The following is a 13,922-nucleotide window of genomic DNA, read 5'->3' as shown; positions in this document are numbered from 1 at the left end:
GTACTTCTGTGGAAGAACGTGCGACGTCGGCACCACCGACGGGCGGGGAGGACAGTCACAAGGGCGTGGCTGTTCCGGCAACGAGTGTGGCTGGACGGGCTGCTGCCGTCCCGTTGGACACTCCCGGCGTGCGTCCGACCTTTCCGGGACGAAGGGAACGCACCCGTTCGCGGCTTGCCCGTTTGACGGGGCGCGGCGTTGCGCCGTATTCGCCGATCCTGGAACCCCTGCTCCGCACGGTGCGGGCAAACAACCCCAAAGAGGACTTCGACCTGATCCAGCGCGCGTTCGCTGTGGCGGAGCGCAGCCACCAGGGGCAAAAGCGCAAGAGCGGTGATCCTTACATCACCCATCCTGTGGCCGTGGCAACGATCTTGGCGGAACTCGGTATGACCGGAACCACGCTGGCTGCTGCGTTGCTGCACGACACCGTGGAAGACACGCCCTATACGCTCGCGGACCTGACCCGTGACTTCGGCCCTGAAGTTGCCATGCTGGTGGATGGTGTCACCAAACTGGACAAAGTCAGTTTCGGCGAGGCAGCGCAGTCGGAAACTGTCCGCAAGATGGTGGTCGCCATGGCGAAGGACATCCGTGTCCTGATGATCAAGTTGGCTGACCGTCTCCACAACGCCCGCACCTGGCGTTTCGTTTCTGCTGAGTCGTCGTCGCGTAAGGCCCGGGAGACTTTGGAGATCTTCGCCCCTTTGGCACACCGCCTGGGCATGAACACCATTAAGTGGGAGCTTGAGGATCTTTCCTTCGCGGCTCTTTACCCCAAGGTGTATGAGGAAATCGTGCGTATGGTGGGTGATCGGACGCCCGAGCGCGAAAAGAGCCTCAGCGTCATCCGCAACCAAATTGCCGATGATCTGAGGACTGCGCGGATCAAGGCCACCATCACGGGCAGGCCCAAGCACTACTACTCGATCTACCAAAAGATGATCGTCCGGGACAAAGACTTCGACGACATCAACGACCTTATGGGTGTCCGCGTCCTGGTTGATTCCGTGCGCGACTGTTATGCGGCGCTTGGCACCCTGCATTCCCGTTGGAACCCGCTTCCGGGCCGGTTCAAGGATTACATCGCCATGCCCAAGTTCAACATGTACCAATCGCTTCACACCACGGTGATCGGTCCGGGCGGCAAGCCCGTGGAAATCCAGATCCGCACACACGAGATGCACCGCCGGGCAGAGTACGGCGTTGCAGCACACTGGAAGTACAAGGACCAGCCCAACCGGACGGCAGTGGGTCCCGGAAGCCCGCGTGATGGCGACATGGGATGGCTGCGCTCCTTGGTGGATTGGCAGCAGGAGACATCCGATCCGGGCGAGTTCCTGGATTCATTGCGCTATGAGATCAATGCCCGTGAAGTGTTCGTCTTCACGCCCAAGGGTGAGGTGATGGCCCTTCCCGCCGGGTCGACTCCGGTGGACTTCGCCTACGCCGTGCATACGGAGGTGGGACACCGGACAATAGGCGCCCGCGTCAACGGCAAGCTCGTTCCGCTTAACAGCGAGCTGAACCACGGCGACTGGGTGGAAATTTTCACCTCCAAGGCAGAGGGAGCCGGCCCCAGCCAAGACTGGCAGCACTTCGTTAAATCGGCACGTGCCCGCAACAAGATCCGCCAGTGGTTCACCAAGGAACGCCGCGAGGAAGCCATAGATCGCGGCAAGGACATGCTGACGCGGGCGATGCGGAAGCAGAACCTCCCGTTGCAGCGGCTCATGACGCACGATGCTCTGTCAGCGGTGGCTGAGGACTTCCACTACGTCGACATCTCAGGGCTCTATGCAGGCGTTGGGGACGGCCACACTTCCGCCCAGTCGGTCATGGAAAAGCTCATGGAGCACCTCGGTGGCCAGGAGACGCCTGACGAAGACCTTGACGAGGTCAGCATCCCCACGCAAGTGGCGAAATCCAAGTTCTCCGATTCCGGGGTCATCGTCCGCGGTGTAGGGGACGTGTGGGTCAAGCTCGCCCGGTGCTGCACTCCGGTGCCACCGGACCCTATCCTTGGTTTTGTCACCCGGGGATCGGGCGTATCGGTGCATAGGACAGACTGCACCAACGTTTCCGGACTGCGTGACCAGCCGGACAGGATCGTCGAGGTTCAGTGGGCACCCACGCAATCCAGCGTTTTTCTCGTGGAAATCCAGGTGGAAGCCCTGGACCGCAAGTCCCTTCTGTCCGACGTGACAAGGGTTCTGTCCGAGAACCACGTCAACATCCTTGCGGCCTCGGTGCACACCTCAAGCGACAGGGTGGCGATCTCCAAGTTCGCCTTCGAAATGGGCGATCCCAAATACCTGCACCACGTCCTGAGCGCAGTACGCAGGATCGACGGGGTCTTCGATGTATACCGAACCACGGGAAACCGGCGCCGCAACTAGGGCCTGCCTTCCAGCACTGTTGGCGGCCGGTTTTCCGCCGAAGCCAGTTGCGCGAGCGTAGCCAGCGCACGCTTCTTGTGGGGTACCCTCGGGGCGGCTTCAACGGCTAGCGTCAGCAGCCGCAGCCTGACTCCGAGGTCCTGACGATCCAGCAGGCGCTTGAGCGCGGGCAGCGCCCGTGGTGCCTCGACGTGTAACGCGATATCAGCAGCCGTCCGCAGCGGGCTGCTCACCAGCATGCCGCCGAGACTTACGACATCCATTTGGCCGAGCCGGACTTCGTGGAGACTGCATCCGCCCGCGCCCCGCAGGCTGGAGATACGATGCTTTGCGTCCACCAGGAGCGACAAGCGCTCCGGAGGGTTGGCGCAGCCGTAGATCCATGCCGCCGTGAGCCTGCCGGCCACCACTTTCCGGCGCATCCGCTCCGGAACCGTCAGGGCGGCTGCACGTGCCCGGAGGCGGGTGGTCACTGTTACCCCGGGAGCGACAAAGCTCCTCCCGTACAGGGGCCGAAGGATGCCGTCAGAAGCCATGCACTGCAGTTCGGGCCACGTAAAGAGGGGACTGGGAGCGTAGAGCTCGTGAAGAACGGGTTCTTGCAGGGGAAGGGACTTGGCAGCGTGGTCCATCCATTGATCATTCCGTGCCCCGGACAAAAGCGTACAGGCCCCGTACCGGTTATGTGGATAACCGGTCCGGGGCCTGTTGGCTGCTACGGCGCCTGTTTGTCTACCGTTGCGGGCGGGTCAGGCGAGGTCGCTGGCTGAACGCTGGATCTGGTCCAGCCACGCCTGACGTGCCTCCAAGGCTTCACGGGCGGCCTTGACGCGACGCTGGTCGCCCGCCTTTTCAGCCTTCTCGAGGTCTTCCTTGAGCCCGGCTATTGCAGACTCCAACTGGGACAGGGCGCTGTTGGTACGGGCCTTGGTCTCGGGATTGCTCCGCCGCCACTTGTCTTCTTCGGCCTCACGGACAGCGTCTTCGACTTTGCGAAGACCTGCCTCAATGCGTCCCATATCGGCCCGAGGTACCTTGCCGGCATCCTCCCACCGGTCACGGATGGACTGGAGGGCCCTCTTGGCTGCGTTGAGGTCATTGATGGGCAAGAGCGCCTGGGCCTCTGCCACCAATTGTTCCTTGACCGCGAGGTTGGCCGTGTACATTTGGTCGATTTGGTCGTTGGCTGCCTGGCGGTTGCTGAAGAACACGTCCTGGGCTGCGCGGAAGCGGCCCCAGAGGGCGTCGTCGTCCTTGCGGCTTGCCCGTGGAGTGGCCTTCCACTGGTCCATGAGCCTCCGGTATTCGCCGGCGGCGTAACCCCAGTCGGTAGAGGAGGAAAGTGCCTCGGCTTCAGCGATCAGGGCTTCCTTCGCGGCTTTGGCTGCAGAGTTGTTGCTGTCCAGCTGGGAGAAGTACGCACGGCGGTGGCGATCGAATACCGTGCGGGCCGAACGGAAGCGCTTCCACAGCGCGTCTTCATTGCTGCGACCGAGGCGGATACCACTCTTTTGCGCTGTCTTCCAGGACTCGAACAGCTCGTTCATCCGCGCGCTGGACGTCTTCCACTGGATCTGGGCGGGGTCCTGGCCGGCGATTGATTCAGCTTCAGCAACAATGGCTTCGCGTGCGGCGAGTTCGTTGGCGCGGACGGCTTCGTGGGCAGCCTTCTCGGACTTCTCCAACTCCACGATCTGGGCGGACAAAGTGTCGAGGCGTGCCTCAGCCGAACGGATGTCGCCAACCATGTTGCGCTCTGCCAATTGCTCGCGCAGGTGCGTCACGGTCTTCTGCATGTCCGTGGCCGGAGCCTTGGACTCAACCCGGTGTTCCAGCAGGACAACTTGGGCGATGACGTCGTCGAACTTCCGGGCGAAGTAACCCAGTGCTTCGTCCGGGCTGACGCCGGGATACTGTCCAACGGGAATCTCCTCGCCATCCAAAGTGAGGAAGACGTGCCCGTCGCCTTCGGCGCGGCCCCACTTTGCTGCCTCGGCCAGCGATGCGGCGGATACCGCGGGCGCGGCGGGAACGACGGCGGCAGGAGCCTTGGGCCGGGCCGCGAAGGCAGCCGGGGTGGGGGCGGGGCGGGGAGCCGCGGGCTTGAAGCCCGGGGTGGCCTCTGCCGTTGACGCAGTTTCTTCGGCGGGCGCAGCTTCTGTGGCGGGTGCGGCCTCGGTTGCCGGGACGGACTCGTCGGCGGGCGCAGCTTCTGTGGCGGGTGCGGCCTCGGTTGCCGGGACGGACTCGTCGGCAGGTGCAGCCTCTACCGCGGGCACGGCTTCGGTTCCGTTCGGGTTGTTCGCCTCGACTGCTTCTTCGTTGGCTGCTACTGCTGTTTCGTCGGATTTCTGACTGTCTGTCACCGCTAAAAGTCTTTCGCTTGGAGGGACTGCTAAGGTAATGCACCCCGGGCAGGGGCCTGGCGCTGGTTACTTCAGAGAAAACGAGTCTATCGTGACAGGTGCCACAGGAGCGCCGTCGCTTGCGTTTTCACCGGGCTTGAGGCCTGCTGCGGCGATGCTCGTCACTACATCCAAACCGCTTGTGACCTTGCCTACCACGGTATATCCGCCCGCAGTGTCAGCCGGGATGGTGGTGTCCTTGTAGACGATGAAGAACTGGTGACCGTTGCCGTAGGCGTTGTTTCCCGTACGCGCCACAGCGATGGTCCCCGCCGGGTAGAGGTTGTCGGCGGGCGTGTTCTCCAGCGGACCCCAGCGATAATTGGGGTCGTCGGCGCCGTCCTCCGACTTCGACCCGCATTGCAGCAGCCCGAAGGTTTCCGAAGTGGTGAGGCGGTGGCAGAAGGCTCCACTGTAGTAGTTTGCGTCAGTCAAGGACTTGAAGACGGCGGCAGCCTGGGGCGCCGCATTTCCATTGAGTTCCACGCCAACGACTCCACTGTTAAGCGCGAGCTCTCCTGTGAAAGTCTTGCCGGCTGCAGTGTCCGGGCCGGGAATGTCGGCACTGTTGGAAGCGGTGGGTGAAGGCGAGGGGGAGCGGAGTCCGGCTTCGGCGGCAGCAAACTCGGCTTCAGTGGGATTGGAACTGAAAACCGTCAACTGCAGGACGACCGCCACCACAAGGGCGGTTGCTGCAGCGCTCGTGGCGATAATATTGTCGCGTTTCCGCCGCTTGCCCTGCTCAGACCTCAGGGCGCGCTTGGCTTCCATCTGCCGGATCCGCCGTCTCGCTTCGCGGTCGTCCCGCGACCTTGTTGCCAAGAGTCCTCCTGATTGTGTCCACATTCTGCGGGTGCCTGCCGGCAACCGGGCACGCTGCATTAGATGTGCACGCGTGGAAAGCATAAACTGGCTGCCGCACATAGTTTATGCATGACCGGCTGGACGCCCGCCCCCTAAACGCCGAATCGGCGTTTTAAGCCCGCGTCCAGGTCCTTGGTTCAGCTTTCTTCGAGGAGATTAATCCACCATGGCACGTACCGCCTCCCTGTCCGGATTCCCTGAGTGGCTTCCCCAGGAACGGTTGGTGGAGCTTCATGTGCTGGACACGCTTCGGAAGACCTTTGAACTCCACGGTTTCTCATCGATCGAAACGCGCGCCGTTGAAACTGTTGGCCAGTTGTTGCGCAAGGGTGAGATCGACAAAGAGGTGTATGGCCTGCGGAGGCTGCAGGATGAGGAAGGCGAACAGGCGGGTGCGGAAGGCAAGTCCGACCCGCACGCCTTGGCGCTCCACTTCGACCTGACCGTCCCCTTTGCCCGCTATGTTGTGGAGAACGCCGGGTACCTGGCGTTCCCGTTCCGTCGCTACCAGATCCAAAAGGTCTGGAGGGGTGAGCGGCCGCAGGAGGGTCGCGCCCGTGAATTCACGCAGGCTGACATCGACGTCGTAGGCGACGGGGAGCTGCCGTTCCGTTACGACGTCGAAATCGCCTTGGTCATCGCTGAGGCGCTGACTGCCCTTCCGATTCCGGACTTCAGGCTACGGATCAACAACCGCAAGCTGGCGGAGGGTTTTTACCGCGGGGTTGGCCTGACCGATACGGCAGGTGTTCTGCGGAGCATCGACAAGCTGGAGAAGATCGGTGCTGACAAGGTGGCCGAACTGCTCCGGACCGAGCTCGGGGCAACAGAGGAACAGGCCGGCCTGGCACTCAAGCTTGCCTCGATCCGCACCGAGGACACGTCCTTCGTCGAACAGGTCCGTGCCCTTGGAGTGAAGGATGACCTGCTTGAGGAAGGCCTCAGCGAGTTGCAGCAGGTCATTGAAGCCGCAGTGCAGCGGGCGCCCGGCAAGGTAGTGGCAGACCTCAGTATCGCCAGGGGGCTGGACTACTACACGGGAACCGTAGTGGAGACCGTGTTGGTGGGACACGAGCAGTTGGGTTCCATCTGCTCCGGCGGCCGCTATGACGCCTTGGCGAGCAAGGGGAACCGGAAATTCCCCGGTGTCGGCCTCTCAATTGGTGTGACGCGCCTCGTTTCGCGGATCCTGAGCCAGGAGCTCGCCACGGCCACACGCTCGGTTCCCACTGCTGTGCTGGTTGCCTTGAATGATGATGAAAGCTGGTCTGCCGCCCAGGATGTGGCTGCGCAGCTGCGCGGCCGCGGCATCTCGACGGAAGTAGCCGCCAAAGCCGAAAAGTTCGGCAAGCAGATTAAGTTCGCCGACCGCCGCGGCATCCCGTTCGTATGGTTCACCGACGACGACGGCAAGCACCAGGTCAAGGACATCCGGTCCGGCGCCCAGGTGGATGCCGATCCGGCCAGTTGGTCGCCGTCGGACGAAGACTTGCACGTTCGGGTGACCACTGCCTGACGGGCACTGGCATCATCTCCTCCCGCCGGTGACCGGATGGCGGGGCCCGTGGCCGGGGCGGGTAAACTCGGACGGGATCGTCTTTGCAGAGATCCTTTGAAAATTCATGCTGAAAGGAATGCTGTGCTGCGCACACATGACCTCGGATCACTTCGTTCCGAGCACATTGGACAAACCGTTACCCTGGCCGGCTGGGTGGGCCGCCGCCGTGATCACGGTGGCGTTGCATTCGTCGACCTGCGTGACGCGTCCGGTGTCGCCCAGGTAGTCGTCCGCGAGGAAGAGGTCTTCCACGGCCTGCGGAATGAATACGTCCTGCAGGTCACGGGCACGGTCAACAAGCGTCCTGAAGGCAATGAGAACCCTGCGCTGGCAACCGGTGACATTGAAGTCATGGCCGACAAAGTGGTCATTCTCAACACCTCGGATCCGCTGCCGTTCCAGATCGACGAGCACGTGGAGGTCGGCGAGGAAGCGCGACTCAAGCACCGTTACCTTGACCTTCGCCGGCCGGGCCCGGCCCGCAACCTGCGCCTGCGCTCAGAGGCCAACCGTGTTGCGCGTGAGCTGCTCCACCAGCGCGGCTACGTCGAGATCGAGACGCCCACGCTGACGCGCTCGACGCCGGAAGGCGCCCGCGACTTCGTTGTCCCGGCCCGCTTGGCTCCGGGTTCCTGGTACGCACTGCCGCAGTCACCGCAGCTTTTCAAGCAGCTGCTCCAGGTGGGTGGATTTGAGAAGTACTACCAGATCGCCCGCTGCTACCGGGATGAGGACTTCCGCGCGGACCGCCAGCCGGAATTCACCCAGCTGGACATTGAGGCCAGCTTCGTGGACCAGGACGACGTCATTGAGCTCGGCGAAGCCCTCGTCAAGGCACTGTGGCAACTGATCGACGTCGAAATTCCGACGCCGATCCGCCGCATGACGTATCTGGAGGCGATGGCCAAGTATGGCTCGGACAAGCCTGACCTGCGTTTCGGCCTCGAACTGACGGAATTGACTGAGTTCTTCAAGGACACCAACTTCGGCGTGTTCAAGGCCCCCTACGTAGGCGCCGTGGTCATGCCCGGTGGCGCCTCCCAGGCGCGCCGCGCGTTGGATGCCTGGCAGGAGTGGGCGAAGCAGCGTGGCGCCAAAGGCTTGGCTTATGTCCTGTTCAAGGAAGACGGCGAGCTGGCCGGCCCGGTGGCCAAGAACCTCACTGACGAAGAACGTGCGGGGCTGGCAGACGCCGTCGGCGCCAAGCCGGGTGACTGCATCTTCTTCGCGGCCGGTGAGAAGTCGGCGTCCCGTGCACTGCTCGGCGCGGCCCGCGTGGAGATCGGGCACCGTACTGGCCTGATCGACCCCACCGACTGGGCTTTTGTCTGGATCGTGGACGCCCCCATGTTCGAACCCGCCGCCGCGGCTGTTGCTTCCGGTGACGTCGCTGTTGGCGCAGGCCAATGGACGGCCGTACACCACGCCTTTACCTCGCCCAAGCCTGAGTTCCTTGACACCTTTGACAAGGATCCGGAGTCTGCCCTGTCCTACGCCTACGACATCGTGTGCAACGGCAATGAAATCGGCGGCGGTTCCATCCGTATCCATGAGCGCGATGTCCAGGAGCGGGTCTTCCAGCTCATGGGCCTGGACAAGGAAGACGCCGAAACCAAGTTCGGCTTCCTGCTGGAGGGATTCAAGTACGGCGCGCCTCCGCACGGCGGTATGGCTCTCGGTTGGGACCGCGTGGTCGCGTTGCTCGCCGGCGTCGAGTCCATCAGGGACGTCATTGCCTTCCCCAAGACGGGCAACGGCTTTGACCCGCTGACCGCCGCGCCCGCGCCGATCACGGCACAGCAGCGCAAGGAGGCCGGCGTCGACTTCAAGCCTGAGGCCAAGCCTGCTGCCAAGCCGGAATAGTCCACCTGCAAAGGCTCCCCGTCGCGTTGAACTGAGCGCGCGCGGGGAGCCTTTGGCATTTCCCGCCGAGTGTTCCTTTCGAAAGGTGCCCACCGTGATGCCGGATCAGTTACTGATCGAGAATTTGATGGACAAAGCCTGGCCTGCCTGCGAGCGACAGGAGGAAGGTGAGTGGGTCTTCCGGGCTTCGCATGGTGTCACTCAAAGGGCCAATTCGGTGTGGCCGAGGATCCCATCCAACGCCGGGGATGAAAAGGACACCCTCGCTGCAGTCCGTTCAGCGTCCGACTGGTACGGGCGACGCCGCCTTCCGCTGATCTTCCAGATTTTCGATGACGCCCGCAGCGCCGGTCTGAACGCGGTTCTTGACGGGCAGCGTTTCACCAGGCAATCCGAGACCCGGATCATGGTGCGCGATGTGAGGGGTTTGCCCACGAACACGGTTGCCCGAAGAGTGGAAATGTCCCCGGAACCTTCCGAAGAATGGCTTCGTCTGTGGTGGTCTGTCGACGGCCGCGGCGGCGAGGCAGAGCTGGACGTCGCCCGCCGCATACTTGCCGGTTGCGAGTCGGTGTACGCCCTCGTGAGGGACGACGACGGTGTCCCTGCCGCCGTCGGGCGTCTTGCCCTCGTGGATGGCTGGGGCGGTATCTACAGCATGGCGACGTCGGCGGGTCACCGAAGGCGGGGATACGGCACGCGGCTTTTGGCTGCCTTGTTGAACGAGGGCGCTTCCCGTGGGCTCTTTGGATTCTGGCTATTGGTGACCGCGTCCAACGCGGCTGCACAGGCTTTGTATTCACGTGCTGGATTCACGGATCACGGTGGTTATCTCTACCGCCAAGCGCCCTTGAGGCGCGCCCCTCACGGATGCTGAGGTACTCAGGTCGGTGCATCCGTGACGGTGATGCGGATGCAGCAGGCGTCGGTCGCGGCCTTGGGGAGTGCCGCCGTCCTGGGCTCTTGAACGTCGAGGAACGGGAGGCGGGTCCGACGAGCCACTGCCTGGAGCGCGGGTTGTGCGAGGACATGTTCCACCATGGAACGGTCGCCGCCAGGGACGATGTATTCGATGCGATAGTCGGCGAAGATGCGCGCTGCGTGTTCCGCGGCAGTCACCACCAAGGCGTCCGCCTGGTTTGATCGCCGCCGGGCATAGCGTTGCTGCGATTGCCCGCCGGCAGCCGTCCGGCCCTGCACGTAGCGGTCGCCGCTCTTTGACGCCAGCAGCGTGCTTCCGCTGGCAGCAGCCACCGCGTAGCCGCCCCGGCGCACCAGCAATATGCCGAGGCCCCGTTCTTGTGTTGCCAGGGAAGCAAGACGGTCGAGGTCTGTTGCTCCGCGGCCGGGCCGGCCGTCGGCAGGCCATGGCGCCCGCAGAAGGGCGGTCGCGCCGTCGGCCGCGCGGAGGAGCATGCTGCCGTCGGCCGCGCGGAGGAGCAAGCTGCCGTCGTCGGAGCTTTCTCCGAGGGGACCGTGGCTTGCGGCAAAACGTTCCACCCAGCCGTGGAGCCGTGCCGCCGGTACCAGTGCCGTGCGGCTGGTGGGCTGGCGCTGCGGGATGGTGCGGGGGCGGTCCACGTGAATGTCTCCTTTGCTGGAACTATGAGTAGCCTATCCATGTGGAAGATCTCTTTGGTGCCGGTGCTGTCAACGACGACGAGCCGGTAGATGTGCCTACTGCCGGGGGACCTTCGGATGCCGCGTGGATGGCTTCCCAGCGCAGTCCGTTGGCTGTCCGGATGCGCCCGCGGACGTTGGACGATGTTGTGGGCCAGCAACATCTCCTGGGCCATGGTTCTCCGTTGCGACAGCTCGCTGCAGGGGTCGAAGCATCCGGTCCGGCCGGTCCGAGTTCGGTGATTTTGTGGGGCCCTCCCGGAACCGGCAAGACCACCTTGGCGCATGTGATTGCCCGCGGCCCCGGCCGGAAGTTCGTTGAGTTGTCTGCCATTACGGCTGGCGTCAAGGATGTGCGTCGGGTCATGGACGAGGCTTTGACGGCCCGGGACCTGTACAAGAAGACCACGGTCCTGTTCCTGGATGAGATCCATAGGTTCAACAAGGCGCAGCAGGATGCTTTGTTGCCGGGTGTCGAGAACCGCTGGGTGGTTCTGGTGGCCGCCACTACCGAGAATCCGTCGTTCTCCGTGGTTTCACCGCTGTTGTCCCGTTCCTTGCTGCTAACGCTGAAGCCGCTCACGGATGACGACATATCGGGCCTACTGCAGCGGGCCGTCGTGGATGCCCGCGGCCTCGCCGGCCGGGTTGAGCTGAGCCCCGAGGCGTTGGACCACTTGGTGCGGCTTTCCGGGGGTGACGCCCGGCGGGCGCTCACGGCGCTTGAGGCCGCCGCGGGCGTTGCGTTCGGTGACAGTACCGCCGTCGATATGCCGGACGAAACAGACGACGACGGCGAACCCGGCCTTGCGGACGACGGCCCTCCTGACGCTCCGGTATTGGTGGAACTTCGACACACTGAGCGGGCACTCGACGCGGCTGCTGTGCGGTACGACCGTGCGGGCGATCAGCACTACGACGTCGCCAGCGCCTTCATTAAGTCCATCCGCGGCTCTGACGTGGATGCCGCGCTCCACTATCTTGCCCGCATGCTGGAGGCGGGGGAGGACCCGCGCTTTGTTGCCCGGCGTATTGTCATCTCAGCCGCCGAGGATATCGGCATGGCGGATCCCACCGCTTTGCAGACGGCTGTTGCTGCTGCGCAGGCCGTGCAGCTGATCGGCATGCCGGAAGGCCGCATTATCCTGGCCGAGGCCGTGGTCCATCTAGCTACGGCGCCTAAGTCCAACGCCGCCTATATGGGCATCAACAGGGCGATTGCCGATGTCCGGGCTGGTTTCGGTGGCGGGATTCCCCTGCATTTGCGGGACGCCCATTATCCCGGTGCCAAACAGTTGGGCCATGGCAAGAGCTACAAGTACGCCCATGACGAACCGCACGGCGTTGCGGCCCAGCAGTACCCGCCGGACGACCTTGTGGGGAAGGACTATTACGAACCCACCAACAACGGCGCGGAACGGGACATAGCTGCCCGGTTGGAGAAGCTCCGGAAGATCGTGCGGGGCCAGTAGTCGCTGATGCGCAGGCGCCGGGTCACGGCCCATGCTGCTAAGTGCGGACGCATGGTAGGATGGATCTTTGTCTGGCATGACCCGACGCACAATCCCACCGAAGATTTCTTCCATGGTGCTGTGCCTCGGGCCAGTAGCAAGAGGCAGCGGTTGGCCGATGCTCTCCCTGATGGAGGCCAGTAACACTGATACACCGCAGTAATTTGGAAGGACACAAGTGGCTAACAACACTCGTGCTCGCCGTACCGCACGCCTGTCGCGTGCACTCGGCATTGCTCTGACCCCCAAGGCCGCCAAGTACATGGAGCGCCGCCCGTACGGCCCCGGTGAGCACGGCCGTGCCCGCAAGAAGCAGGACTCCGACTACGCCGTTCGTCTGCGCGAGAAGCAGCGTCTGCGCGCCCAGTACGGCATCCGCGAAGCACAGATGACCCGTGCATTCGAAGAAGCCCGCCGCACCAAGGGCCTGACCGGTGAGAACCTGGTTGAGCTGCTCGAAATGCGTCTGGACGCTCTCGTGCTGCGTGCTGGTTTCGCCCGCACCATCGCCCAGGCCCGCCAGCTGGTTGTGCACCGCCACATCCTGGTTGACGGTGTCCGCGTGGACCGCCCGTCCTTCCGCGTCGGCGAAGGCCAGCTCATCCACGTCCACAGCCGCTCCGAGGTCATGGCTCCGTTCCAGGCAGCAGCTGCCGGTGCGCACGTCCTGGCCAACACCCCGGCTTACCTGGATGTCAAGATCGACTCCCTGCAGGCACGCCTCGTTCGCCGCCCGAAGCGCTCCGAGGTCCCCGTGATCTGCGAAGAGCAGCTCGTCGTCGAATTCTACGCTCGCTAAATCCAGCAGCGCTGTAAAGAAGCCCGTGGCATACGCCGCGGGCTTCTTTGCATCAAAAAGGTTTCTTCGTGTGCAGGAATCTCTTCGGATGCCGGGTCCGGCTTCATTGTGGGTAAGGTACTGGGGGAGGCTTTGGCCGATGCCGGGTTCCGGCTCGTGCCTGGCAGCGCAACAATCCTAGGAGATGAGTTTTATGTCTGGTGGCGACATCGCCGGCCTGATCGCAGCGGGAGTGTTTGCACTCCTGGTCCTGCTGCTGGCCGTGCCTATCTTGAAGCTCGGCGGCGTCTTTGACGAAGTTCGCACATCCATCCGCTCCATCAGCGACGGCGCTACGCCGCTCATGGACGAAGTGACGGCAACGGTCTCCACAACCAACCAGCAGTTGAAGAAAGTGGATGGCATCGCCTCCAACGTTTCAGACGCGTCGGCCAACATCTCGGCGCTGTCCTCGCTGGTGGCTGCCACGGTCGGCTCGCCGCTGATCAAGGTTGCAGCATTCAGCTACGGGGTCCGTTCGGCTCTCGCCGGCCGCCGCCCAAGCCCTTCTTCCGGCCGCCGCAGCCGCTGACAAACGAAAGATCCCAGCAATGAAAAGAATCGTCTGGATGGGCATTGGTGTCGCGATCGGCGTCATTGCCTTCCGCAAATTCAACGAGGCCCAGGCCGCAATCGGTCCTGACGGCTTGAACCGTGCCGTTGGACGCCTGGCTGACGGCATGTTTGAGTTCGCCGATGCGGTGCGGTCGGGCATGCACGAACGCGAAGAGGAATTGCGGTCCGCGCTTGGGGTAGCAGGGTCCGACGCCGGCCGCCGCTAGCGGACGCCGTTCGCCCCTGCGCCCGTGACAGGGCAGAATAGAAAGCTGCGGAACAGCAACAGCCGGTTCCGCGCACAACGTG

General features: G+C 63.4%; 12 protein-coding genes. 8 read left to right on the top strand and 4 right to left on the bottom strand.

Annotation, left to right across the window (positions count from 1 at the left end):
- Positions 1–8 precede the first annotated feature (8 nt).
- The gene (locus AB0N65_RS03375) at positions 9–2,399 is read left to right on the top strand and encodes a bifunctional (p)ppGpp synthetase/guanosine-3',5'-bis(diphosphate) 3'-pyrophosphohydrolase (RefSeq protein ID WP_364158003.1); all 2,391 of its coding nucleotides are present in this window, start codon (positions 9–11) and stop codon (positions 2,397–2,399) included.
- On the opposite strand, the gene AB0N65_RS03370 is transcribed toward AB0N65_RS03375, so the two are convergent.
- From AB0N65_RS03370 to AB0N65_RS03360, 3 genes are all read right to left on the bottom strand, one after another.
- Positions 2,396–3,031: a hypothetical protein gene (locus AB0N65_RS03370; protein WP_364157678.1), complete on the bottom strand. Its 636-nt coding sequence runs from the start codon at positions 3,029–3,031 to the stop codon at positions 2,396–2,398. The two genes, AB0N65_RS03375 and AB0N65_RS03370, sit on opposite strands and share 4 nt — an antisense overlap.
- Before the next feature lie 117 nt (positions 3,032–3,148).
- Positions 3,149–4,765, bottom strand: a complete 1,617-nt coding sequence (locus AB0N65_RS03365; RefSeq protein WP_364157675.1) for a DUF349 domain-containing protein — start codon at positions 4,763–4,765, stop codon at positions 3,149–3,151.
- A gap of 66 nt (positions 4,766–4,831) precedes the next feature.
- Positions 4,832–5,626 (bottom strand): peptidylprolyl isomerase, encoded by a 795-nt coding sequence (locus tag AB0N65_RS03360; protein ID WP_364157672.1) that lies wholly within the window; start codon positions 5,624–5,626, stop codon positions 4,832–4,834.
- Positions 5,627–5,834: 208 nt separating this feature from the next.
- Here AB0N65_RS03360 and hisS point away from each other — a divergent pair, with 208 nt between their 5' ends.
- From hisS to AB0N65_RS03345, 3 genes are all read left to right on the top strand, one after another.
- Complete coding sequence (gene hisS, locus AB0N65_RS03355; RefSeq protein WP_364157669.1) at positions 5,835–7,184, top strand: histidine--tRNA ligase; 1,350 nt, start codon at positions 5,835–5,837, stop codon at positions 7,182–7,184.
- 123 nt (positions 7,185–7,307) lie between these two features.
- On the top strand, positions 7,308–9,089 hold the full coding sequence (aspS, locus tag AB0N65_RS03350) for an aspartate--tRNA ligase (protein ID WP_364157666.1): 1,782 nt from the start codon (positions 7,308–7,310) through the stop codon (positions 9,087–9,089).
- Between the two features lie 97 nt (positions 9,090–9,186).
- On the top strand, positions 9,187–9,966 hold the full coding sequence (locus AB0N65_RS03345) for a GNAT family N-acetyltransferase (RefSeq protein WP_364158001.1): 780 nt from the start codon (positions 9,187–9,189) through the stop codon (positions 9,964–9,966).
- A gap of 5 nt (positions 9,967–9,971) precedes the next feature.
- Here AB0N65_RS03345 and AB0N65_RS03340 read toward each other — a convergent pair whose 3' ends face one another.
- Positions 9,972–10,670, bottom strand: coding sequence for an acVLRF1 family peptidyl-tRNA hydrolase (locus AB0N65_RS03340; protein ID WP_364157663.1), 699 nt, complete (start codon positions 10,668–10,670; stop codon positions 9,972–9,974).
- A gap of 41 nt (positions 10,671–10,711) precedes the next feature.
- Here AB0N65_RS03340 and AB0N65_RS03335 point away from each other — a divergent pair, with 41 nt between their 5' ends.
- The 4 genes from AB0N65_RS03335 to AB0N65_RS03320 all read left to right on the top strand — a co-directional run bounded on the left by AB0N65_RS03335 (position 10,712) and on the right by AB0N65_RS03320 (position 13,840).
- A complete protein-coding gene (locus AB0N65_RS03335) occupies positions 10,712–12,181 on the top strand; it encodes a replication-associated recombination protein A (protein WP_364157660.1) in 1,470 nt (489 codons plus the stop codon).
- Positions 12,182–12,398: 217 nt separating this feature from the next.
- The gene (gene rpsD / locus AB0N65_RS03330) at positions 12,399–13,019 is read left to right on the top strand and encodes a 30S ribosomal protein S4 (RefSeq protein WP_364157657.1); all 621 of its coding nucleotides are present in this window, start codon (positions 12,399–12,401) and stop codon (positions 13,017–13,019) included.
- A 193-nt stretch (positions 13,020–13,212) separates the two neighbouring features.
- The gene (locus AB0N65_RS03325; protein ID WP_364157998.1) at positions 13,213–13,590 is read left to right on the top strand and encodes a DUF948 domain-containing protein; all 378 of its coding nucleotides are present in this window, start codon (positions 13,213–13,215) and stop codon (positions 13,588–13,590) included.
- Between the two features lie 19 nt (positions 13,591–13,609).
- The gene (locus AB0N65_RS03320) at positions 13,610–13,840 is read left to right on the top strand and encodes a DUF6167 family protein (protein WP_364157654.1); all 231 of its coding nucleotides are present in this window, start codon (positions 13,610–13,612) and stop codon (positions 13,838–13,840) included.
- Positions 13,841–13,922 lie beyond the last annotated feature (82 nt).

Origin of the sequence: Paenarthrobacter sp. NPDC089322, from assembly GCF_040684895.1 — a bacterium.
Classification (GTDB): domain Bacteria; phylum Actinomycetota; class Actinomycetes; order Actinomycetales; family Micrococcaceae; genus Arthrobacter.
The sequence above is the reverse complement of the archived record's forward strand: the minus strand, read 5'-3'. Positions and strand labels throughout refer to the sequence as shown.

Excerpts from the sequence above, each read along its gene's own strand:
- AB0N65_RS03370 (WP_364157678.1), bottom strand. The coding sequence starts at position 3,031 with ATGGACCACGCTGCCAAGTCCCTTCCCCTGCAAGAACCCGTTCTTCAC.
- hisS (WP_364157669.1), top strand. The coding sequence starts at position 5,835 with ATGGCACGTACCGCCTCCCTGTCCGGATTCCCTGAGTGGCTTCCCCAG.
- AB0N65_RS03345 (WP_364158001.1), top strand. The coding sequence starts at position 9,187 with ATGCCGGATCAGTTACTGATCGAGAATTTGATGGACAAAGCCTGGCCT.
- AB0N65_RS03325 (WP_364157998.1), top strand. The coding sequence starts at position 13,213 with ATGTCTGGTGGCGACATCGCCGGCCTGATCGCAGCGGGAGTGTTTGCA.
- AB0N65_RS03320 (WP_364157654.1), top strand. The coding sequence starts at position 13,610 with ATGAAAAGAATCGTCTGGATGGGCATTGGTGTCGCGATCGGCGTCATT.